Origin of the sequence: Arthrobacter sp. HS15c (genome assembly GCF_040812005.1) — a bacterium.
Classification (GTDB): Bacteria; Actinomycetota; Actinomycetes; order Actinomycetales; family Micrococcaceae; genus Arthrobacter.
In genome coordinates, this window is sequence record NZ_JBFOHM010000016.1 from 22,159 (window position 1) to 41,938 (window position 19,780).

The 19,780-nt window shown below is 68.7% G+C and carries 21 protein-coding genes; 14 read left to right on the top strand and 7 right to left on the bottom strand.

Annotated features, from left to right (window positions below):
* The first annotated feature begins 71 nt into the window (after nucleotides 1-71).
* Together nth and ABV518_RS21920 are read left to right on the top strand one after the other, a co-directional pair.
* Nucleotides 72-842, top strand: a complete 771-nt coding sequence (gene nth / locus ABV518_RS21915) for an endonuclease III (protein ID WP_367771732.1) — start codon at nucleotides 72-74, stop codon at nucleotides 840-842.
* On the top strand, nucleotides 839-1,516 hold the full coding sequence (locus tag ABV518_RS21920; protein ID WP_367771627.1) for a CoA pyrophosphatase: 678 nt from the start codon (nucleotides 839-841) through the stop codon (nucleotides 1,514-1,516). Before nth ends, ABV518_RS21920 begins: the two co-directional genes overlap by 4 nt.
* A 41-nt stretch (nucleotides 1,517-1,557) precedes the next feature.
* On the opposite strand, the gene ABV518_RS21925 is transcribed toward ABV518_RS21920, so the two are convergent.
* The gene (locus ABV518_RS21925) at nucleotides 1,558-1,752 is read right to left on the bottom strand and encodes a YegP family protein (RefSeq protein WP_367771629.1); all 195 of its coding nucleotides are present in this window, start codon (nucleotides 1,750-1,752) and stop codon (nucleotides 1,558-1,560) included.
* Between the two features lie 191 nt (nucleotides 1,753-1,943).
* Entirely contained in the window at nucleotides 1,944-3,662 is a 1,719-nt protein-coding gene (locus tag ABV518_RS21930) for a bifunctional 3'-5' exonuclease/DNA polymerase (RefSeq protein WP_367771632.1), read from the bottom strand.
* A 186-nt stretch (nucleotides 3,663-3,848) separates the two neighbouring features.
* Here ABV518_RS21930 and ssd point away from each other — a divergent pair, with 186 nt between their 5' ends.
* The 7 genes from ssd to ABV518_RS21965 all read left to right on the top strand — a co-directional run bounded on the left by ssd (nucleotide 3,849) and on the right by ABV518_RS21965 (nucleotide 9,312).
* Nucleotides 3,849-5,051 carry a septum site-determining protein Ssd gene (ssd, locus tag ABV518_RS21935; RefSeq protein ID WP_367771635.1) on the top strand — a complete coding sequence of 401 codons (1,203 nt, stop codon included), beginning with the start codon at nucleotides 3,849-3,851 and terminating at the stop codon, nucleotides 5,049-5,051.
* A 71-nt stretch (nucleotides 5,052-5,122) separates the two neighbouring features.
* Nucleotides 5,123-6,316 carry a TadA family conjugal transfer-associated ATPase gene (locus ABV518_RS21940; RefSeq protein WP_367771734.1) on the top strand — a complete coding sequence of 398 codons (1,194 nt, stop codon included), beginning with the start codon at nucleotides 5,123-5,125 and terminating at the stop codon, nucleotides 6,314-6,316.
* Nucleotides 6,313-7,173: a type II secretion system F family protein gene (locus ABV518_RS21945; protein ID WP_367771637.1), complete on the top strand. Its 861-nt coding sequence runs from the start codon at nucleotides 6,313-6,315 to the stop codon at nucleotides 7,171-7,173. Before ABV518_RS21940 ends, ABV518_RS21945 begins: the two co-directional genes overlap by 4 nt.
* Nucleotides 7,170-7,781, top strand: a complete 612-nt coding sequence (locus tag ABV518_RS21950; RefSeq protein ID WP_367771639.1) for a type II secretion system F family protein — start codon at nucleotides 7,170-7,172, stop codon at nucleotides 7,779-7,781. The genes ABV518_RS21945 and ABV518_RS21950 overlap by 4 nt, the downstream gene beginning before the upstream one ends.
* A gap of 291 nt (nucleotides 7,782-8,072) precedes the next feature.
* Entirely contained in the window at nucleotides 8,073-8,408 is a 336-nt protein-coding gene (locus tag ABV518_RS21955) for a DUF4244 domain-containing protein (protein ID WP_367771642.1), read from the top strand.
* Between the two features lie 86 nt (nucleotides 8,409-8,494).
* On the top strand, nucleotides 8,495-8,956 hold the full coding sequence (locus ABV518_RS21960) for a TadE family type IV pilus minor pilin (RefSeq protein WP_367771645.1): 462 nt from the start codon (nucleotides 8,495-8,497) through the stop codon (nucleotides 8,954-8,956).
* Nucleotides 8,953-9,312 (top strand): Rv3654c family TadE-like protein, encoded by a 360-nt coding sequence (locus ABV518_RS21965; RefSeq protein WP_367771648.1) that lies wholly within the window; start codon nucleotides 8,953-8,955, stop codon nucleotides 9,310-9,312. Before ABV518_RS21960 ends, ABV518_RS21965 begins: the two co-directional genes overlap by 4 nt.
* A gap of 74 nt (nucleotides 9,313-9,386) precedes the next feature.
* Here the strand turns inward: ABV518_RS21965 and ABV518_RS21970 are convergent, their stop codons facing one another.
* Nucleotides 9,387-11,750 (bottom strand): DEAD/DEAH box helicase, encoded by a 2,364-nt coding sequence (locus tag ABV518_RS21970; RefSeq protein ID WP_367771652.1) that lies wholly within the window; start codon nucleotides 11,748-11,750, stop codon nucleotides 9,387-9,389.
* A 27-nt stretch (nucleotides 11,751-11,777) separates the two neighbouring features.
* Nucleotides 11,778-12,470 carry a GNAT family N-acetyltransferase gene (locus ABV518_RS21975; protein ID WP_367771656.1) on the bottom strand — a complete coding sequence of 231 codons (693 nt, stop codon included), beginning with the start codon at nucleotides 12,468-12,470 and terminating at the stop codon, nucleotides 11,778-11,780.
* Nucleotides 12,471-12,565: 95 nt separating this feature from the next.
* Between ABV518_RS21975 and ABV518_RS21980 the strand changes: the two genes are divergently transcribed.
* Nucleotides 12,566-13,033 carry a hypothetical protein gene (locus tag ABV518_RS21980; protein ID WP_367771659.1) on the top strand — a complete coding sequence of 156 codons (468 nt, stop codon included), beginning with the start codon at nucleotides 12,566-12,568 and terminating at the stop codon, nucleotides 13,031-13,033.
* A gap of 45 nt (nucleotides 13,034-13,078) precedes the next feature.
* Nucleotides 13,079-13,972, top strand: a complete 894-nt coding sequence (locus tag ABV518_RS21985; RefSeq protein ID WP_367771662.1) for a rhodanese-related sulfurtransferase — start codon at nucleotides 13,079-13,081, stop codon at nucleotides 13,970-13,972.
* Between the two features lie 54 nt (nucleotides 13,973-14,026).
* On the opposite strand, the gene ABV518_RS21990 is transcribed toward ABV518_RS21985, so the two are convergent.
* From ABV518_RS21990 to ABV518_RS22000, 3 genes are all read right to left on the bottom strand, one after another.
* Nucleotides 14,027-14,542, bottom strand: a complete 516-nt coding sequence (locus ABV518_RS21990; RefSeq protein WP_367771666.1) for a hypothetical protein — start codon at nucleotides 14,540-14,542, stop codon at nucleotides 14,027-14,029.
* Between the two features lie 150 nt (nucleotides 14,543-14,692).
* Entirely contained in the window at nucleotides 14,693-15,130 is a 438-nt protein-coding gene (locus ABV518_RS21995; RefSeq protein WP_367771669.1) for a hypothetical protein, read from the bottom strand.
* Nucleotides 15,131-15,162: 32 nt separating this feature from the next.
* Nucleotides 15,163-16,320 (bottom strand): hypothetical protein, encoded by a 1,158-nt coding sequence (locus ABV518_RS22000; RefSeq protein ID WP_367771671.1) that lies wholly within the window; start codon nucleotides 16,318-16,320, stop codon nucleotides 15,163-15,165.
* 255 nt (nucleotides 16,321-16,575) lie between these two features.
* Between ABV518_RS22000 and ABV518_RS22005 the strand changes: the two genes are divergently transcribed.
* Genes ABV518_RS22005 through ABV518_RS22015 form a run of 3 tightly spaced genes read left to right on the top strand, consistent with a single transcriptional unit; the run spans nucleotide 16,576 to nucleotide 19,757 of the window.
* The gene (locus ABV518_RS22005; RefSeq protein WP_367771673.1) at nucleotides 16,576-17,355 is read left to right on the top strand and encodes a MerR family transcriptional regulator; all 780 of its coding nucleotides are present in this window, start codon (nucleotides 16,576-16,578) and stop codon (nucleotides 17,353-17,355) included.
* A gap of 38 nt (nucleotides 17,356-17,393) precedes the next feature.
* Nucleotides 17,394-19,070: a methyltransferase gene (locus tag ABV518_RS22010; protein ID WP_367771675.1), complete on the top strand. Its 1,677-nt coding sequence runs from the start codon at nucleotides 17,394-17,396 to the stop codon at nucleotides 19,068-19,070.
* A gap of 48 nt (nucleotides 19,071-19,118) precedes the next feature.
* Complete coding sequence (locus ABV518_RS22015) at nucleotides 19,119-19,757, top strand: ArsR/SmtB family transcription factor (RefSeq protein ID WP_367771677.1); 639 nt, start codon at nucleotides 19,119-19,121, stop codon at nucleotides 19,755-19,757.
* Nucleotides 19,758-19,780: the final 23 nt, after the last annotated feature.

The window sequence follows — 19,780 nt, forward strand, 5'->3', positions numbered from 1 at the left end:
CAGCCGCACCTGCGGGAGCCACATCCCGGGCATCGGCAGCCGCGCCCGGTCCCAGGGTTTCCTCCGAGTCCCTGCTGGCACTGAAGCGGCGTGCGAGGCGCATCAACAAGGCCCTCGCGGAGAAGTACCCGTATGCCCATGCCGAGCTCGATTTCCGGAGCCCGTTTGAGCTGCTGGTTGCCACCGTCCTGTCCGCGCAGACCACTGACGTCACCGTCAACCAGATCACGCCCCTGCTGTTCGCGCGGTACCCTGACGCCCGTGCGATGGCCGAGGCCGACCCGGCTGCGATGGAAGAAATTATCAAACCAACCGGGTTCTTCCGGGCCAAAACCCGGAGCCTCATCGCCTTGGGCACGCGGCTGGTGGACGAATACAACGGTGTCGTGCCAGGCAGGCTTGAGGACCTGGTGACCCTGCCTGGCGTGGGCCGCAAAACGGCGAACGTGGTGCTGGGCAACGCCTTCGGCGTCCCCGGGATCACAGTGGACACGCATTTCGGGCGGCTGGCGCGCCGCTTCGGCTGGACCCTGTCCGAGGATCCCGTGCAGATCGAGTTCGACGTCGCCGAGCTCTTCGAGCCACGCGACTGGACCATGCTCTCGCACCGGGTGGTGTTCCACGGGCGGCGGGTCTGCCATTCGCGGAAGCCTGCCTGCGGGGCCTGCCCGGTGGCAAACTGGTGCCCCAGCTACGGCCTGGGCGAGACTGATCCTGCCAAGGCCGCCAAACTGCTGAAATACGAGCTGGCTCCCGGCAGCGAACCGCTCCTCGCCCAGTTGCTGGCCGAGACGCACCGCGCCGCGGAAATCCGGATGGAATCACAGAAGCGGGTTCCGTGAGCGCCCGTCAGGACCTGCTCGACCTCGTGCAGAGGACAGAATCCGGAAACGCTCCCGAGCCCGATGCCCTCTGGGCAGCGCTGACCGTGGACGAGAGCATCGCCCGCCGGGCCGCCGTGCTGATGCTCTTCGGTGTCCTGGATACTGTTCCTGCCTCATCCGGCAAGCCGCTCGCCCCCGCAGACCTTGACGTCCTGCTGCTGGAGCGTGCGCACACGCTGGAGTCGCACCCCGGCCAGGTCGCCTTTCCGGGTGGCAGCATCGATCCCGGCGAAACACCTGTGGAGGCGGCGCTGCGTGAAGCGGAGGAAGAAACCGGGCTCGACTCCCGCGGAGTCGAAGTGCTGGGCACGCTCCAGGAACTCGGGCTGGCCCGCAGCAACTTCCTGGTGACGCCTGTGCTGGGCTGGTGGGCCTCGCCGTCGCCGGTGCGGGTGGTGGACTATGGCGAATCCGCGCAGGTTTTCCGGATACCGGTCCGCGACCTGCTGGACCCGGACAACCGGGTCATGTCCACCGTCAGCCGGGGCGGGCGGACGTTCAACAGCCCTGCCTTTACCGTCAACGGGGTGGTGGTCTGGGGCTTCACGGGCATTGTGCTCACCGGGCTCTTTGAACAGCTCGGCTGGGCCGTGCCCTGGGACCGGTCCCGCCTGCACACCATCAGTATCTAACCGCAGTCCACGCGGGCGTGTGGCCGCCGGCGGTCCCGCCCTTAGACCTGTGCCTGCTGCCGGAGATCCACCACGATTCCGGTGGCCGCATTTTCGCGTACGGCCTTGATGCCCTCGAGCAACGCACCGACGTGCTTGAAATTGGGCGAAACCGCCACGATGTTGCCGTCCGCGTCGGTGAGCCGGAGCCTGTAGGCCTCGTCACCCACGCGGTGTATTTCGAACCTGCCCGCCATGTGCCGGACCTCCCCTGGGTATGCATCTTTGCATGTAATGCTTGACCCGCTTCTTGAGTCAGTTAATTGACTGTAACGCCGCTCACAAGGGGGCTGCCAGCTACTCCCGGGTAGGTTACTTCGTGGGGCGCGCCGTGACGGTCCACCGGCGTGTGACTGGAGAAGACGCAGTCGGATCGATAGTGTGCCCGCTATTTGGCGTTGTCGTACGAGTCCACCACGGCCACGCTGACGGGGAATTCCACCGGGATCCGGCCGAACAGCAGCTCCTTGGCCGCGCTGGCCGCATCTTCGATCGCCGCGATGCACGCGTCAACCTGCGGGTCCGGCGCGTGGACCATCACCTCGTCGTGGAGGAAGAACACCAGCTCCGCACGGTGGGATCCTTCCGCGCGCGTGGCCCGCAGCCGCCGTCGTAATTCCGCGAGCCAGCACGCTGCCCAGTCCGCCGCCGACCCCTGCACCACGAAGTTCCGCGTGAATCGGCCACGGGAGCGGGCGATTGATTCAGCGCGGCGCTGCTCCTCGGCGGTGGTGGACTGCTGGCTCTGGTACCACTGCCTTGACGGCGGTGGGCTGCTGCGGCCAAGCCTGGTGGTGACGGTGCCGCCGGCCTCGCCGTCGCGTGCGGCCTGCTCCACAAAGCCCACGGCGCGCGGGTAGGTCTTGGCCAGCTGCGGCATTAGCCTGCCGGATTCGCCGGTGGTGGCACCGTAGATGGCGCCGAGGAGTGCCACCTTGGCTTTGGCACGGTCGCCGCCGAAGCCCTGGGCGGCGATGCCGGCGTACAGGTCCTTGTCCCGCGCAGCTTCGGCCATTTTGGCGTCCTGTGCCAGCGCCACCAGGACGCGGGGCTCCAGCTGGGAGGCGTCCGCGACGATGAGCTTGTAGCCGGGATCGGCGTGCACCGCGCCCCGGATCTGGCGCGGAATCTGCAGCGCCCCGCCGCCGCGCGATGCCCACCGGCCCGAGACGACGCCGCCCACCACGTACTCCGGGCGGAACCGTCCGTTGTCCACCCACGCGTCCAGCCACGCCCAGCCGTTGGCCGTGTGCAGGCGGGAGAGTTTTTTGTAGGCGAGGAGCGGTTCGATGGCGGGATGGCTGGACTCCTTCAGCTCCCACTGCCGGGTGGTCTTCACCTCGATGCCGTTGCGGTGCAGGGCGCGCATCAGTTCCTGCGGTGAATCCGGGTTCAGGCCCGGTGAGCTAAGCAGGGCCCGCAGTTCGGTGTTCAGGGCTTCGAGCTTTGCCGGACGGTGGCCGGAGGGCGGGCGCGGTCCCAGGTAGTCGGCGAGGATTTCCTCGTGCAGGTCCTCCCGCCACGGGACCCCGGCGTGCTGCATTTCGGCGGCGATCATGGCGGCCGCCGATTCGGCGGCGAGGAGGAGCTGGAGGCGTTTGGGGCGGTTCTCTCCGGGGTTCGCCGCCGCGAGGGCTGCCTGTTGTGCGGCGTATTCGGCGCGAAGTTGCTCGGGTGTGTAGCGGGGCGCTGCCCCGTGGCCCGGATCCTCGAAGAGTGCGCCCTGCTCGGCAGGCGGTGCGGGCGGCTGGAGGGAGCGCGGCGGCTGAAGATCCTCATCCAGTGTGATCTTGTCGGCAGTCCGCGCGTAGTCGGTGTGGGCCGTGAACTCGGAACAGGCCAGGATATTGCCGCACAGGCTCAGGTCATAGCAGCGGTCCAGTTCCACGCCGGACGCCAGCAGCGACGGGTACCAGTCCTGGGTGCGGTGCCAGATCCAGCGCGGCGGCGGGCCGCCGTTCGGCCGGCTTTCCAGGCTACGTACGACGGCGGCAAGCTCGCCCGTGCTGACCACGCGCGGTTCCGGGGTGTTGGGGTGGGGATCTCCCGCCTGGGTGAGTTCCTGGAGAGCTGCGCCCTGGGGGTGGGCGGCGAGCAGCAGGTACATACGACAATTCTGCCCTGTCGCCGGGGTGGGCTTGCACTGGTGGGCTGGGGCGGGCCGGGGTCGGGGCTGCACGGGGCTGCGTCGTGTTGTCCTCCACACGCATTGTCATCCTGCTATCGCCCGCCTTTGTCCACATAGGACTGATCAGGGCTTACGGCTGCGCCCGCGGCGGGTCAGTGTTGCCCTATGAGCAGGCACCAGCAAGCACCGTCACCGTCAGGCCCGGCCAGCGCTTCCATGCCCGCGCGGCGCGCGTCACCGGGGGAGCGGGCCGCATACGCGGGCGAACCGGCCCACGCCCGCGGCCCCGATCCGGGCGCGTGGCTGCCGGAGGAAGCTGCCGAGGTGCTGCTGGTTACCGGGTCCGGCTTCCTGCAGGGTGAGGTGGAACGTATCGTCGCTGCCGCGGGCGGCAGACTGCGTGCGGTGGCCGACGCCGTGGAAGCCGCAAGGTACTGGGACTCTTCCTCCGCCGTGCTTGTGGGCAGCGATATCCGTGAACTGCCGCCCCGGCGCCGCGCTCCTGCCGTGCTGGTGGGCCTGAACGGGGAGGGTGACAGCCTCTGGCACCTGGCGGCCGCTCTCGGAGCGGAGCGGGTAGCCGTGCTGCCCGATGCTGCGGCCTGGCTGGCCGAATACCTCAGCCGGTCACGCTCGCCCCAGGCCGGCGGCCTGGTGCTGGGCGTCACCGGCGGATGCGGCGGTGCGGGAGCCACCACCGCCGCCATCTGGATCGCCCAGGCGGCTGCCGGGATGGGCGTTCGGGTGCTGCTGGTGGACGGTGATCCGTGGGGCGGCGGCCTGGAGCTGGCGCTGGCCGCCGAGGAACTCCCCGGCCTCCGCTGGCCGGACCTGGCCGAGGCCAGCGGAAGCATCGATCCTGACCAGCTCTCGGATTCCCTGCCGATTACCGGTGGCTTTTCCTTCCTGTCCTGGCCCGGGAGCCGGGACCGTCCCGCGCCCGTGGATGCGGCAGCGGCCGGAGGCGTCCTTGATGCGGCACGGCGTGGCTACGAGCTGGTTGTGGTGGACATCGGGCGTGGCGCCGAGCCCCTGCACACCTTTGCCTGGGACTGCGACCGGATCCTGGTGGTGGTCCCTGCCCAGCTGAAGGCAGCGGTGGCCTCGGCCCGGCTGCTTCAGGAGCTCCCGCCCGTGGAGGCCGCTTTGCTGGTCCGGGGAAAGCCCGGTGCAGCACTCGACAGTGCCCTGATCGCCGATGCCGTAGGGCTTCCGGTCCACGGCCGGGTGCCCGACCTGCGCGGCGTAACAGGTGCTTCGGAGAGCGGACGCCTTCTTGAGCTGGGGAAACGCCGGAGCGTGCGGCACTTTGCTGCTTCTGTCCTGGACCTGCTCGACGGCGATCTGGACGCAGGAGAACTGCCGTGAGTGCCAGGATTCCCCTCACCCCGGTATCCCCATCCTCACCGGAAGGCGCCCGCCGCCGCCAGGCGCGTGTCCTGGATTCCCGGTCTGCCGACTCCCGGAGCCTGGACTCACGGCTGCTGGAATCGGTCCGCGAATCGGTGATGGCCGAGGCCGGACCCGTCACGGCGTCGCGGGTGGCAGCAGCCGTCCAGGCCACCGGGAAGATGCTCGGAACAGCTGGCTCGCTCGCCGCCGTCGAACGGATCAGCGCCGAGCTCAACGGCCTCGGGCCGCTTCAGGAGCTCACCCGGGATCCGGCGGTGACGGACATCTTCGTCAACGCACCCGACTCCGTCTGGCTGGACCGGGGAAACGGGCTCGAACGCTCGGCTGTCTCCTTCTCCAGCGAAACCCAGGTCCGGGCGCTGGCGTCCCGGCTTGTCGCAGCCGGGGGGAGGCGCCTGGACGACGGCTCGCCCTGCGTGGACGTCAGGCTCGACGGCGGCTACCGCATCCATGCCGTCCTCCCGCCGATTTCCACGGCAGGCACCCTCCTGAGTGTCCGCATCCGGCGGGAGCAGGTTTTCACCATGGATGAGCTGCGAGCCGGTGGGATGTTCGGCGAGCGTGTCCAGGACGTCCTGGAACGCGTGGTCGGTCACCGGCTGAGTTTCCTCATCAGCGGTGCCACGGGATCAGGGAAAACCACCCTGCTGTCCACGATGCTCAGCCTGTGCTCCCCGCGTGAGCGCATGGTCCTGATCGAAGACGCTTCCGAACTGAACCCCGTCCACCCGCACGTTGTGTCCCTGGAGTCGCGGCATGGAAACCTCGAAGGCGGTGGCGAAGTGGACCTGGGCGAATTGGTCCGCCAGGCGCTGCGGATGCGGCCCGACAGGCTGGTAGTGGGCGAGTGCCGCGGCGCCGAGGTGCGGGAACTGCTGACCGCCATGAACACCGGCCACACCGGAGGCGGCGGAACCATCCATGCGAACACGGCCACGGCCGTTCCCGCCCGCCTGACAGCACTGGGAGCGCTGGCCGGACTGGGGCAGGAAGCGGTACGGCTGCAGGCCGCCAGTGCCCTGGACGTTGTCATCCACGTGGACAGGCCGCCCCGCGGGCGCCGGGTTGCGTGCATTGGTGTGATGGAGGAAGGCCAGGGTGGCTTGGCCGTCGTCCCCGCCCTGGAGATACGACGGGACCTGCTGACCCCGGGTCCGGCCTGGGGCCAGCTGGCCGACCGGCTGGGCCTCGATGACCGCCTGACCGGAACAGCCGCGTGACTGCGCTCCTGGCCGGCTGCCTGTTCCTGGCCGTCTGGCTTTTCCTGCGTCCAGCCCGGGCTGCGGCCGTCCGGTTCCGCTATGCCGTTGGCAGCACTGCGGGCGTTGGGGCTGAGTCCGGAGGAGGCCTGTCAGGCGCATTCGGACGGGGAAGGTCCGATGGCGGAATGTCCGTGGGGCACGGTGCGCTTGCGGGGCTCCTGCGGCGGAGAAGCGGCAGCCCCGGCAACATCCCCATGACCCTGGTCGTTCAGCAGTTGGCGGCCCTGCTGAAGGGCGGCAGGACCCCCGCACGGCTCTGGGACGAATTGTGGTTCCTGTACTCCCAACGGCCGGAAGCTGCCCGGAACAACGGCACCCCTGCCGGCCCGACCTCCGGGGCACGCCTGAGCCTCGGCTCTGTGGCGGTGCTCGGTGCGGCCCGGGCTGCCGCCTTCCGCGGCGCGCCGGTGTCGGACGCCATCAGGAGCGCGGCCCCGGCGGCCTTTCGGCAAACGGGCGGTCAGGAGCGTCGGATCTGGTCCCAGCTGGCTGCATGCTTTGACATTGCGGAGGCCAGCGGCTGCCCGCTCGCTGATGTGCTGACTCGGTTAGCCGCCCAGCTGGAAGTGGAGGACGACGCCGAAGCGGCCCGGGAGACTGCCCTCGCCGGTCCGCGGGCCACCGTCAGCCTGCTGACGTGGCTTCCACTGATGGGACTTGGGCTGGGCATCGCTTTGGGCGTGGATCCGTTGGCCATCCTGGTCGGGACCCCGCTTGGACTGGCGTCCCTCGGGGCCGGCGCCGTCCTCACCGTCGCTGGCCGGATCTGGTCGGCCCGGCTGGTCCACGGGGCCGCCGGGGCAGGGGTGCCATGACCTCCCAGCTGCCTGCCGCCGTCGTGCTGGGATGTCTGGCCGCGGCCGCGGTCCTTGCTTTCGCCGGGCCGGGACGGGTGGGGCGGCGGCTGAAGAGCCTGCATCGTGGCCTGGGAACAGGTTCGCGGCCTGATCGGGCGCCGGCTGAACGGCAGGATGAATGGCCTGGAAGTCTAGACGGCCTGCGGGACACCGCGATGATGCTGGAACTGGTGGCCGCCATGCTGGACGCCGGGTCCGGCATCGGGCGTTCACTCGAGCTCGTCGCAGCCACGGCTTCCCCGGGGTACCGCCGGTCACTCCGGCCAGTTGTCGCCGCCCTGGCCATCGGGGCCGACTGGGAGACTGCTTGGCGCAGCTCCGAAGTCCGTCTGCCGGAAATACTGGAAATGCGCGACGCCCTGGGCTTCGCCGCCCTGACCGGGGCCCCTTCGTCTGCCATCCTGTACGCCCAGGCGGCCAGGATCCGCCGTGAGAGGTTCCGGGCTGCCGAGAAGCGCGCGGCGTCCCTCGGCGTGAAACTGGTGATTCCCTTGGGGCTGTGTTCGCTTCCGGCCTTCATCTGCCTTGGCGTGGTTCCCGTGCTGCTTGCGCTGGTGCCCTCCTGACGGCATGCTCTCCTGACTGCATCGCCTCCGGCCCCTGTGTCCTCCTGACCCAGGTATCCTCTGAACCGCGATTCCTCCTGCCCGAGTGCCTTGCTGCCGGGGGCATCGCTCCGGACCAGTGGCGGGCTCCGAGCTTTTGGTCGCATGCCGGTCTGTTCCTCCACAACTCCTCCACATGGCGGCGCGCCACGCGCTTATCCACTTAGGACAACAGGTCCCTTACCGGCGCCGGGCCGGCCCGGAAGAGTCGGAGGTGCCGGCAACCGGGCCGGACCGCTGAAAGGAAAAACCATGTTGATGAACCAAAGCACCGCCGTCGCCGCCACGGAACACCGGGCTTCAGCCGCCGGGGCCGCAGCCGAAGAAGTGCGCGCAGCGCAGCAGCGAGGTGGCACCGCAGGTGCGGACAGCAACGTTGTGGAGCTGTACCCGGCCGCCAGCGGACGCGGGCAACGCCGCGGCCGCATGCGGCGCCTCGGATCGGAAGCCGGAATGGCCACCGCCGAATACGCCATCGCCACGCTCGCAGCCGTGGGATTCGCGGGGCTGCTGGTATTCATCCTGCGCAGTGACGAGGTGCGCGGCTTCCTCCTGAACCTGATCCGCACGGCGCTGGCGCTGCCATGACCCGGGTGCGGCCAAGGCTCCGGCCCGATCGCCGGGCTGGTTGCTGCCAGCGCGGCCGGCCCGGGCCGGGGAGCGCCCGCGGAGCCGTGACTGCGGAGTTCGCGGTGGCGCTTCCGGCCGTGCTGCTGCTTCTCGCGCTGCTGCTGGCGGGTGCGGCTGCTGGAGCCACCCAGCTCCGGCTCGAAGAGGCAGCACTCGCCAGCGCCAGGGCACTCGCCCGGGGTGAAGGCCCGGCCACGGCCGAAGCGATCGTGGGCAGGCTGGCCGGGGCCTCCGCCACCGCGGCCATCGCCGCCGACGGCGAATGGGTCAGCGTCACCGTGGCAGACAGGGTGGCGGGGCCCCTCGGGGCAACGGTGCCGTGGATCCTGACTGCCAGAGCCTCCACCCGCAACGAAGCCGCGCGCGCCCAGGGCCGGATTGCCGCAAGCACGACTGCCCTATACACGTCTGCGTCAAGCACGTCTGCTCTAAGCGCGACTCCCCACGGCGCCGCGGCCCCTCAACCGGCGTGGACGAGGCACCCGACCACGGCGTCTGCGGCATGAGCGGCGGTCTCCTGGACCACGGGGAGCGCGGATCCGGAACTGTCCTGGCCGCCGGACTGGCACTGGTGGTGATCATGGCCATGTCACTGGTGCTGTTGCTGGCCCAGTCGGCCGTGATGGCCAGCAGGGCGGCGGCAGCAGCGGATCTGGCGGCACTCGCCGCGGCGGACGCCCTCCGCGGCCTGACCGTGGGGGAGCCGTGCGCAGTGGCCGCGGACGTTGCCGGCCAGCACGCCGCCAGAGTAGTCAGCTGCACCGCTGGCGCGGACCAGACCATCGAGGTCAGCACCGAGCTCGTAGCCAGGACAGTACTGGGAACAGCCACCGGCCGTGCCAGGGCTGGTCCGCCGCCGTAGCGCGCAACGACTGGGACACCGGCACTGAAGTGCTCCGGATCTGGCGTCCTCGATCTGGAGCGCCCGCGGCTGGGCTACAAGGCGACGGGAGATGCCTCGCTGGCGTCCTTGAGCAGGACATCGATGAGGGTGATCGCAGCCGCCTTGTCCAGCGGATTGTTCTTGTTCCCGCATTTGGGGGACTGGACGCAGGACGGACAGCCGGCTTCGCATTCGCAGGCCTCGATGGCGTCCCGGGTGGCTGAGAGCCACACCTTGGCCTTATCGAAGCCGCGCTCGGCGAAGCCCGCGCCGCCAGGGTGTCCGTCATACACAAAGATGGTGGGCACCCCGGTGTCGGCGTGGATGGCGGTCGACACACCGCCAATGTCCCAGCGGTCGCTGGAGGCCACCAGCGGCAGGAGCCCGATCGCGGCGTGTTCGGCCGCGTGGAGGGCGCCGGGAAACTGCGCCTCAATGAGCCCCGCACCCGTGAGGGAACGGTTCTCCACCACGAACCAGACGGCCTTGGTGAACAGGTCCCGGGCACCCAGCTCCAGCGGCTCCTCACCCAGGATCTCATTGGAGATCAGGGCCTTGCGCTGAAAGGAGACCACCTGCGTTGTCACCTTCACATCACCGAAGTGCACGGCGACATCGCCCCATTGCGCCGTGCGCAGCGTCTCCAGAACTTCGATCTGGGTCACGTCACGGGCAGTGGTGTAGTACTCCGGATTCGCCCGCCGCACAACCACGCAGTGTTCGTCCTCGTTCAGGTCTTCCACCACATAGCTGTCACCCTGGTGGACGTAGACGGCTCCGGTATGGGCCTGGTAGTGCGTCTGCGGGGAGTCCATGGTCCCCAGCAGCGAGCCGGTATCGGCGTCAACAATGCTGACCGGACCGCCGCCGTCGGCTCGGAGGTTCACCATGGCGGCGGCGCTTTGCGAGTGCGTCCAGAACCACCCTGCGGGGCGGCGCCGGAGGTAGCCCTGGGCCACCAGTTGCCCCAGCAGCTTCTCGGCCGTGCTGCCGAAGAGGCCGAGCTCGGACACACCGAGCGGAAGCTCCGCGGCCGCAGCGCACAGATGCGGCCCCAGCACGTACGGATTGGAGGGATCAAAAACGGTGGCCTCTACGGAGACATCAAAAATTGCCTCAGGGTGGTTCACCAGATAGGTGTCCAAAGGGTCATCGCTGGCCACAAACGCGGCGATGGCGTCCTGGCCTGCCCGGCCCGCCCGTCCGATCTGCTGGAAAAGGGAGGCCCTGGTACCGGGCCAGCCGGCCACCAGCACCGCATCAAGGCCGGAAATGTCGATTCCTAGCTCCAGCGCCGAGGTGCTCGATACCCCCAGGAGCTCGCCGGACCGGAGGGCCTTCTCCAAGGCACGGCGTTCTTCCGGCAGGTAACCGGAGCGGTAGGCCGCCACCCGTTGCGGCAGGCTGGGGTCCACCTCATCCAGCAGGCGCTTCGTGATCGACGAGATGGTCTCCGCGCCGCGCCGGGACTTGATGAACGCGATGGTCCGGATCCGTGCGGAAACCAGGTTCGCCAGCAGGCCAGCGGTTTCCGCCACGGCAGTCCGCCGCTCCTTGGCGCCGTTCTCACCCTTAAGTTCGGTCAGTGCGGGTTCCCAGAAGGCCACGGTGGTGGCGCCGTGCGGGGAGCAGTCCTCGGAAACGGCCCGAACGGGGGCGCCGATCAGCCGTCCGAAGGACGTGCCGGGCTCGGACGCGGTGGCGGAGGCGGCAATAAACACAGGCTCCGGCCGGGACGTTCCCGCACCGTAATAGGCGCAGATGCGGCGCAGCCTCCGCATCAGGTTGGCCACATGGGAGCCGAAGACGCCCCGGTAGCTGTGGGCTTCGTCCACAATGACGTACCGCAGCCGCCGGAAGAAGCTTGCCCACCAGGCGTGGTTGGGCAGGATCCCGAAGTGGAGCATGTCCGGGTTGGCGAGAATGACGTTGGCGTGGTCGCGGATCCAGCGGCGGGAAGCGGGGTCGGTGTCGCCGTCGTACGTTTCAGCCCTGACCGTGGGCAGCTTCAAAGCGCGGATGGCAGCCAACTGGTCTGCGGCCAGGGCCTTTGTGGGGGACAGATAAAGCGTCACGGCGCCGTCGTCGTGGATTTTCCCGGGCTCGGACAGGACGCGGAGCTCGGAACGGTGGATGGCGTCCAGCGCCGGCAATTGGTACGCCAAAGACTTTCCGGACGCTGTACCGGTGGCGATGACAACGTTTTCGCCGCTGTGGGCGAGGTCGGAGGCCTCAATCTGGTGCCGGTACGGTTCATGGATGCCCAGCGAGCCGTAGGCTGCCACCAGGTCAGGGTGCGCCCAGTCCGGCCAGGCCGCATGGACAGCCTTCCGGGCGGGAATCGTGCGGACATGACGGAGCTGTTCCGGGTCCGGGCCGCGGCCCAGCAGGGGAATCAGGGAGTCATGGGGGGTCACCCCCACATTCTGTCACTCGGGGAAAAATCACCCCACGGAAAGGTCTGCGCCTTCCCCGGACGTGGACAGCATCAGTACGCGGCAAACAGTGGACCAGCCCAGATGGGAATACAGCTTCTGTCCGTCGATGGAAGCCAGCAGCAGGCCGTTCTCCACATCGGGTCCGATGGCCTGCGCGGCCAGGGCCTTCATGATGAAGCTGCCCAGGCCTCGGCGCTGGAACGTCGGTTGGACCACAATCTTGTCGAATATCGCAGTCTCGCCCACCACAAAAACCCTGCCGCTCGCCGCCACCGTGTCACCCGACCGGACCACCGCGTGGTGGACGCCGTCGAGTTCCGAGGTGACCAGGTTGAGGTCGTCGTCGGAGAGCCACGGATCCTCCGTATCTTGCGTGGCCATGTCGACAATCATCATGGCCTGTGATGCTGATGTGACATTCAGGCCATGCTTTTCGGCCAGGTTTGTGTAGCGCGCCACGTCGTTGGTCAGGACAGTCAGGATCCTCGCCGGAGCCTCGGCAGTCTTGGCCACCAGACCCGCAAACTCTTCGTCTGAAGGATCGTGGGCGAAGTATTCCCAGTCCCCGGTGGTGTCTTTCCGCAGGGCCGCGGGGAACCGCCCTTCGGTGGCAGTCTGGTAGCCGCGGCAGCCGGCCCAGCCGGCCACCCAGACTTCAAGAAGGTGTGTGATGTCTCCAACCAAGGCGTCCGGACTCATGTGATGAGAGTATTCCAGCGCTGTCACTAGCAACAGGGGGTGCGGTACCCCGATGTGACTTGCTTACGCAATTGTGATCCGGCAAGACTGGCCGAATGCCCGCCGCAAAGGACCACCCTGCCCCGTACAAGCTGCCGCTCTCCTTGCTTGTCTGCGTCGCCGCGACGGTGGCGGCGGTCGGCAGCGCCCGATACTGGGAAGCGGCCACTGGCCTCAGCTACTGGGCCTGGCTGGCCTGCGGGATCGTGCCGCTGGTGGCTGGCGCCCTGATCCACCGGAGAACGAAGCAGCCGCTGGTGTTCCTGGGATCCCGCGCGGAACCGGACGGTGTGCGGCGGCCCGGGCTCGGCGGACTGCTCTCCGCGCTGGTCCTCTTCCTGCTGCCGCGGCTTGCGGGAGACGGCGCCGCCGTGCTCGCCGCAGGCAGTGGCGCGCACGCCATGGTGGTCGCCGCCACCGCAACTGTGGCGACCTTCGCCGCCGTCGTCCTCGGCTACCGGGCTGCCGAAACCGCGCTGAACAGGCGCGACGCCGCCCTGGCCGCGAGGCAGGCCGGCCCCTAAGCCGCGGGACCGGCCCGGCGCGGTGAAGCCAGTACCCTTAAATACGTGGCTTTGAACCGAATTGTGCTCTTTTACGGCTTTACCCCGCTCGCTGATCCGGACGCTGTGCGGCTCTGGCAGCGTGCCCTCTGCGAGAAGCTCGGGCTGACCGGACGCATCCTCATCTCCAAGGACGGCATCAACGCCACCGTGGGCGGCGAGATCGGCGCGGTCAAGCAGTATGTGAAGACCACCCGCGAATACAAAGGCTTCCACGGCATCGACGTGAAGTGGTCCGACGGCGGCGCTGACGATTTCCCCCGCCTCAGCGTTAAGGTCCGGGACGAGATCGTCTCCTTCGGCGCGCCCGGAGAGCTCAAGGTCGACGCCGACGGCGTGGTGGGCGGCGGCACGCACCTCCAGCCGGAGGAACTGCACGAACTCGTCGAAGCCAGGAAGCAGGCCGGCGAAGACGTGGTGTTCTTCGACGGCCGCAACGCGTTTGAGGCCCAGATCGGCAAGTTCAAGGACGCGATCGTCCCTGACGTGGCCACCACCCACGACTTCATCAAGGAACTCGACTCCGGCAAGTACGACGCCCTCAAAGACAAGCCCGTGGTCACCTACTGCACCGGCGGCATCCGCTGCGAGGTGCTCTCCAGCCTGATGGTGAACCGCGGATTCAAGGAGGTCTACCAGCTCGACGGCGGCATCGTCCGCTACGGCGAAACCTTCAAGGACCAGGGCCTCTGGGAAGGCTCGCTCTACGTCTTCGACAAGCGCATGCACCTGGAGTTCAGCGAGGACGCCAAAACCATCGGTGAATGCGTCCGCTGCGCCGCCCCCACGAGCAAATTCGAGAACTGCTCCAACCTGAGCTGCCGCACACTGACGCTGTACTGCGCCGACTGTGCCTCCAGCCCGGAGACGCTCCGCTGCCCCGAAGGCTGCACCGCCTGAAACCCTGCACCGCCTGAAACCCTGCACCGCCTGAAACCCTGCACCGCCTAAGACTCAGAGCAGGGTGAGCCGATACGCATAATTGGCCAGCGACCTGGGTTCAACCCGGATGCTCAGCGCCGACTCCTTGGACAGGTAGATCACGGTCTCCCGGGTGGACCCGCAGCGCAGGCTGAGATCCACCAAAGTGGACGCGTCGTCGCGGACGGTGAAAGTGACCCTTCGCTGGCTCCGGCACACCAATGCCAGGGCGTACGTTCCCACCGCCAGCCCAGCCGCCACGTCGGATTTGATCTCGCCTTCGGCGAGGATGCCGGAGCCGGTGTGCACCACCTGGCGCGCGGTGAACGGCAGTTCCTCCTCCACCCAGCCTTCCAGTTCGGCCTCGGTGACAGGTTCGTTGCGGAGCAGGTCACTGGGGAAGGACTGGTCGGTGAAGGCGGGCGCTGGTACGGACTCCGGCGGCCGCCAGCCTTCCTCATAGGTGTATTCACAGCCTGCGAGCGACCCGGCTGCCACCAGGCCCGCTGTTGCCCACAGCACGACGGCGGCCCTCGTCCGGGTGCGCACGGAGGACTTCCGGGGCCGTGGGGGACCCGGAACAGGTACCGCATCTCGGCGCGGCTGCGCCCCCGGCATCGCGGGCATACTCTGACTCTAGGCCCGCCCCAGCCCGTAAGCCATATGCCTGGACCTGCTCATCATCATCGCCGACCCAAACTAGCCGGCGGACACCAGCTGGTAGGCGTAAATCAGTGGGGCGTCGACGCTGGAGGCGCTGATCTCGACAGGCCCCGGATTCTGCAGGGTGATCTTCACGGACTCTTTCGTCCCGTAGCAGGCGGCCCCGAGGTCGGCCAGTTCCTTGCCTCCGGAGCGCACGGCGAGGAAGGCCTTGCCGCCTCCCTCGCAGACCAGAGTCAGCGTGTAGCTGCCCGCCGGAACATTCTCCGTGCGGTCCACGGGCTGGGCGTTGAGGATCTTGCCGGCGTCCTCGGCCACGATGCCGCTTGCCGACGGCAGCGCGGTGGCCTTCCATGAGGGCACGTCCGCGTTTTCCACCGAAAGCTGCTGGGCGCAGCCGGAAACACCCAGCAGGACAGCGGCAGCGGCCGCCACGGAAAGGGCGCGCGGAAACGAACGGGGAATAGCAACCATGCCTCCAACTTACCCGGCGGACGGGGCCGTCTTCACCCCGCGATCAGCTCCTGAACGTCACCCCGGTGCAGCGCCAGGTACACCCTGTCCCGCAGCGCGTTCGCCTCCCGGTCGGTCAGCGTCCGGTCCAGCGGCTGCAGCACCAGCCGCAGCAAAACGTTCACCTGTCCGGCACGCATCCGGAGGCGTTCGACGGCGGCCGGCGGCAGCTCCGCCGTCGTGGTCACCGAGAAGACCTCCAACGCCGCCAGGACGTCGGCGTCCGGCCCGAGGACGGTGCGGGCGATGTCGCCCAGGAGTTCGACGTCGGCATCGTCACCGGAATCCAGCACCAGGGAAAGGTCCCGCCGGGTTTCCGGCATGGCGGAGACGGGACGGTACGGCGCAAGGTCCAGCAGCTGCGCCTGGACCTCCGGACGCCCTGAACGCAGCAGCCGGATGTCCGTGATGCCTTTCCGCAGCATCAGCGCACGGTCCAGCCCCATGCCCAGGGCAAGGCCCGCCCAGCGCCTCGGGTCCAAGCCTGAACCGCGCAGGACCGGTGCCGCCACAAGCCCGCACTCGGCCAGCTCCAGCCACTCGCGGCGCCCATCCGGCAGCGTCACGAGCACGTCCAGCTGCCGGCCCGCCGCGGTGTAGCTGTGCCGCGCCGGCGTGGCCCGCCACTCCACGTCCGGGTACTCCGACGCGGGGAGCACCGCCTCCACCACCGCCGCCATCATGGTGTCCAGGTCAGCAGGCCCCAGCAGCCCCCGCGCCTTCAGCCGCCAGAGATCCACCTGGTGCGGGGCGCCCACATGCGTGCGGTCGATCGCATCGCGGCGGTACACGAGGCCCGGGAGCACGTGCAGTTCGTCGTAGTGGCCCAGCTCGCCGCGGAGCGAGTCCAGCAGCGCCGGGATGCCTGCGGACGTGTGGCTGCGGAGCATTACGGTGGGGCTCACGTGGCGGGAATAGCGCGAGTCCCGTGTGACGTCGTCGGGCGAATAGCCAAGCCTGTCGTAGTTGTCGGCGGTGGCCACCAGCGGGTTGAGCCGGTGTGTCCGGGACGGCACGCCCCAGAGGCGCTCCAGCGCGCCCACGACGTCGGCGAGGAGCAGCTGCATGGCATGCGGGCCGGTGCCGGGATCGGACAGGTCGCGCAGGGAAAGGGCGTCGTTGAGCTGGGTCAGGGAAAGGTAAGTCTTCATGGTTGGGGTCCTTTTGGTGCATCAGGGGCGGGGGAGGGAGATCACCCTCAGCCGCTGCGCCGGACGGACCCCGGCAGCGTCAGGCGCGCGATGGGAAGCCCGTGCGGCCGGTAAACGGCCGAGGGCTGATAAATCGCTGCTGCGTGTGCATGCGTCCATGATACGCCGGGCCCCCGGCAGGCTCTTGACCTTGACGCTACGTCAACATCTACCGTGGAGGTATCAGCTACGGAAGGCCCACGGAAGGAGGTCACGATGGACTGGTCCATCCAGGACATAGCCCGCATCGCCGGCACCACCAGCAGGACCCTGCGCCACTACGACGACATCGGCCTGCTCAAGCCCAGCCGCACCGGCCACAACGGCTACCGGTACTACAACCAGGCCGCACTGGTGCAGCTCCAGCGCATCCTGCTCCTGCGCGGACTGGGGCTGGGCCTGCCGGTGATCAGCCAGGTACTCGACGACGAAGCGGACGCCGCCACGGCGCTCACCGGGCACCTCGAATGGCTGAAGCAGGAACAGGACAGGCTGGCGCGGCAGATCGCGTCGGTCACGCAAACCATCGAAGCAGTGAAAGGAGGTGGCGAAATCATGGCAGAAGACATGTTCAACGGTTTCGACCACACGCAGTACAAGGACGAAGTGGAGGAACGCTGGGGCAAGGACGCCTACGCCAAGGGGGACTCGTGGTGGCGCGGCATGGGCACCGACGAGAAGGCCGCATGGAAGCAGCGCTCGCAGCAGCTGGGCGAGGACTGGATCGCCGCCGCCACGGCCGGCATCGCGCCCGACAGCGCGGAGGCACAGGCGATCGCGAAACGGCACGTCGAATGGCTCACCGGCATCCCGGGCACTCCTGCGGCGGACGCCCGCGGCACGGGTGATGAGGGCAAGGGAGACGTCAAGGCGTACGTTACCGGCCTCGGCGAGATGTACGTGGCCGACCCCCGGTTCGCCAAAAACTATGGCGGAGCCGACGGCGCCGGTTTCGTCCGTGATGCGTTGAAGGTCTATGCGGAGCAGAACCTCTGACCGTCAGGGCCGGGGTGCCGCGCCAATAGACTTGACCGGTGACTGATTCCACCCTTTTCCTGGCCGGCAACACCCCCGACGCCCCGCGCAGCGACCTCCCCGGACTGCTGACAGCGCTCGCCGCCGACCTCCGGAAGGTGGAGTACACGCTCGACGGCGTGGCCGGGCTCCTGGGCGAGTCCGCCTACCGCGCGCTGAACCGGGACCAGGTCATCCCCGCGCTGCTGGCCATCGAGCGCGCACTCGGGGACGCGCCGCCAGGTGACGGTTCGACGGGGGCCCTCGCCGCCGTCGTACGCCTCTGGCTCCTGGCCGAACCGCAACAGCGGGAAACGCTCGACGCCGCCCTGCCGGGGATCCGCGCCGACGGCCTGCTGGAGTTGGGGCTGGTTGAGCCCGTGCCCGGCTCTGAACCGGGTGCGGCCGTCCTGCAGGCCAAGGCGGACCTGCGGCCGTACGGCTGGGACGGCACCGAAGCGGAAGATACAGTCAGCAGCGGCGGCGCCGAGCTCTGGGTGGCCAGTGACCTCGCCGCGCACCAGCAGGCCGGCGTGCTGCGGCACGACCACGTGCTGGGCATCGGGCAGGCCTCCACCACGCTGGTGCAGACCACCGTCCGGCGCCACGTCGCCAAGGCCCTGGACCTGGGCACAGGCTGCGGAATCCAGTCCTTCCATCTCCTGCACCATGCCGAGCACGTCACGGCCACGGACATCTCCGAGCGGGCGCTGGCCTTCACCCGCTTCAACCTGCTCCTGAATGCCGAGGCGCTGCACCTGGACCCGGACCGGCTGGAGGACCGGGTCAGCCTGCGGCTGGGATCGCTGCTGGATCCGGTGGCCGGGGAAGAATTTGAGCTGGTGGTGTCCAACCCGCCGTTCGTCATCACGCCCCGGACCCTCGGCGAGGACGCGTCAGGACAGTTCACCTACCGGGACGGCGGCCTGCCCGGCGACGACATCGTGGCTTCGCTGGTGGCGGCACTGCCGTCGGTCCTCGCCCCGGCCGGAACAGCCCAGCTTTTGGGCAACTGGGAAGTCACCGCGGGGACGTCGTGGTCGGAGCGGCCGCAAAGCTGGGCCGGTCCGGACGTGGACGCCTGGTTCATCCAGCGCGAGCAGGTGGGCCCGGAGCAGTACGCCGAAACCTGGCTGCAGGACGCCTCCGAATCCCGCGACCGGCAGCACTACCAAAACGCCTACGCCGCCTACCTCGCCGACTTCGCGTCAAGGAACGTGGAGGGCATCGGCTTCGGCATGATCTACCTGCGGCGTCCCGCTGCCGGCGCCCGGCCCCTCATCAGCCGGTTCGAGGAAATCACGTACCCGATCGAACAGCCCGTCGGACCCCACCTGGGCGCCGCCGTCGAACGTGCAGACTGGCTGGCGGCGAACAGTCTCGAAGACACGCACCTGCTGGTGGCGGACGACGTCACGGAGGAGCGGCACCAGCGGCCCGGGGCCGAACACCCGGGCGTGATCCTGCTGCGCCAGGGCGCCGGGCTGCGCCGCACCAACCTGCTCAGCACCGAACTCGCCGGCTTCGTCTCCGCGTGCGACGGCGACCTGACCGTGGGTCAGATCGCCGGCGCACTGGAGGCGCTGCTTGGCGGCACCTTGTCAGGGGAGGACGGGTTCGACGGCGGCACATTCCGGAGCGGGCTGCTCGCCGACGTGGCGAACCTCGTGCGCGACGGGTTCCTGCTGCCCGCCTGATATCAAACGGTTCCTTCACAGCTGGCAGTCGCTGGATACACTGAAGCCGTGAATACGGAATCCGCAGGCCGGCAGCGCCCGGAGAAGAAAGTGGAGATCACCGATCCGAAGGCGATCCGGGCGCTTGCCCATGCCGCCCGGCTGGAGGTCATCTCCGAGCTGTATTCCACCCAGATCAGCCGGACGGCCACCGAACTTGCAGCGCAGACCGGGCTGACGCCCAGCGCCATGAGCTACCACCTCCGTGCCCTGCAAAAATGGGGCATCGTGGTCCCCGCTCCGACGGCAGGCGACGCACGGGAGCGGCGCTGGAAGGCAGCCGGAACGGACTTCGCCATCAACTCAGGCGGGGAAGCTGCCAACCCGGTCGTCGACCTTGAACTGGATGCCTTCCGCCGTCGCGCCGCGGCCTACGCCAGGACCCGGGACGAGCGCCGGCGTGCGGGCGCACCCGCGGAGGCCCCCACCGCCGTCGTGCTGGCCAGCGACCTGCTGTACCTGACCCGCGAGCAGCAGGCCGAACTGAACCGGCGCCTCTTTGCATTGCTCAGCGAATACGAGCTCGACGATCCGCACCGGATCCCCGCCGGGGCCGAGCGGATGGCCGCCATGTGGTCGCTGATTCCGGACGACCGGACCGTCGCCGGAAGCGTCCCCGAAGACCCGTCCGGACCTGCGGAAACGTAGGAAACAAGGGGCTCGGGACCGCT

What these genes read in the sequence shown, in the direction of transcription:
- ABV518_RS21925 (WP_367771629.1), bottom strand. Translation starts at nt 1,752, where the DNA reads ATGGCGGGCAGGTTCGAAATACACCGCGTGGGTGACGAGGCCTACAGG.
- ABV518_RS21930 (WP_367771632.1), bottom strand. Translation starts at nt 3,662, where the DNA reads ATGTACCTGCTGCTCGCCGCCCACCCCCAGGGCGCAGCTCTCCAGGAA.
- ssd (WP_367771635.1), top strand. Translation starts at nt 3,849, where the DNA reads ATGAGCAGGCACCAGCAAGCACCGTCACCGTCAGGCCCGGCCAGCGCT.
- ABV518_RS21950 (WP_367771639.1), top strand. Translation starts at nt 7,170, where the DNA reads ATGACCTCCCAGCTGCCTGCCGCCGTCGTGCTGGGATGTCTGGCCGCG.
- ABV518_RS21955 (WP_367771642.1), top strand. Translation starts at nt 8,073, where the DNA reads ATGTTGATGAACCAAAGCACCGCCGTCGCCGCCACGGAACACCGGGCT.
- ABV518_RS21965 (WP_367771648.1), top strand. Translation starts at nt 8,953, where the DNA reads ATGAGCGGCGGTCTCCTGGACCACGGGGAGCGCGGATCCGGAACTGTC.
- ABV518_RS21975 (WP_367771656.1), bottom strand. Translation starts at nt 12,470, where the DNA reads ATGAGTCCGGACGCCTTGGTTGGAGACATCACACACCTTCTTGAAGTC.
- ABV518_RS21980 (WP_367771659.1), top strand. Translation starts at nt 12,566, where the DNA reads ATGCCCGCCGCAAAGGACCACCCTGCCCCGTACAAGCTGCCGCTCTCC.
- ABV518_RS21995 (WP_367771669.1), bottom strand. Translation starts at nt 15,130, where the DNA reads ATGGTTGCTATTCCCCGTTCGTTTCCGCGCGCCCTTTCCGTGGCGGCC.
- ABV518_RS22000 (WP_367771671.1), bottom strand. Translation starts at nt 16,320, where the DNA reads ATGAAGACTTACCTTTCCCTGACCCAGCTCAACGACGCCCTTTCCCTG.
- ABV518_RS22005 (WP_367771673.1), top strand. Translation starts at nt 16,576, where the DNA reads ATGGACTGGTCCATCCAGGACATAGCCCGCATCGCCGGCACCACCAGC.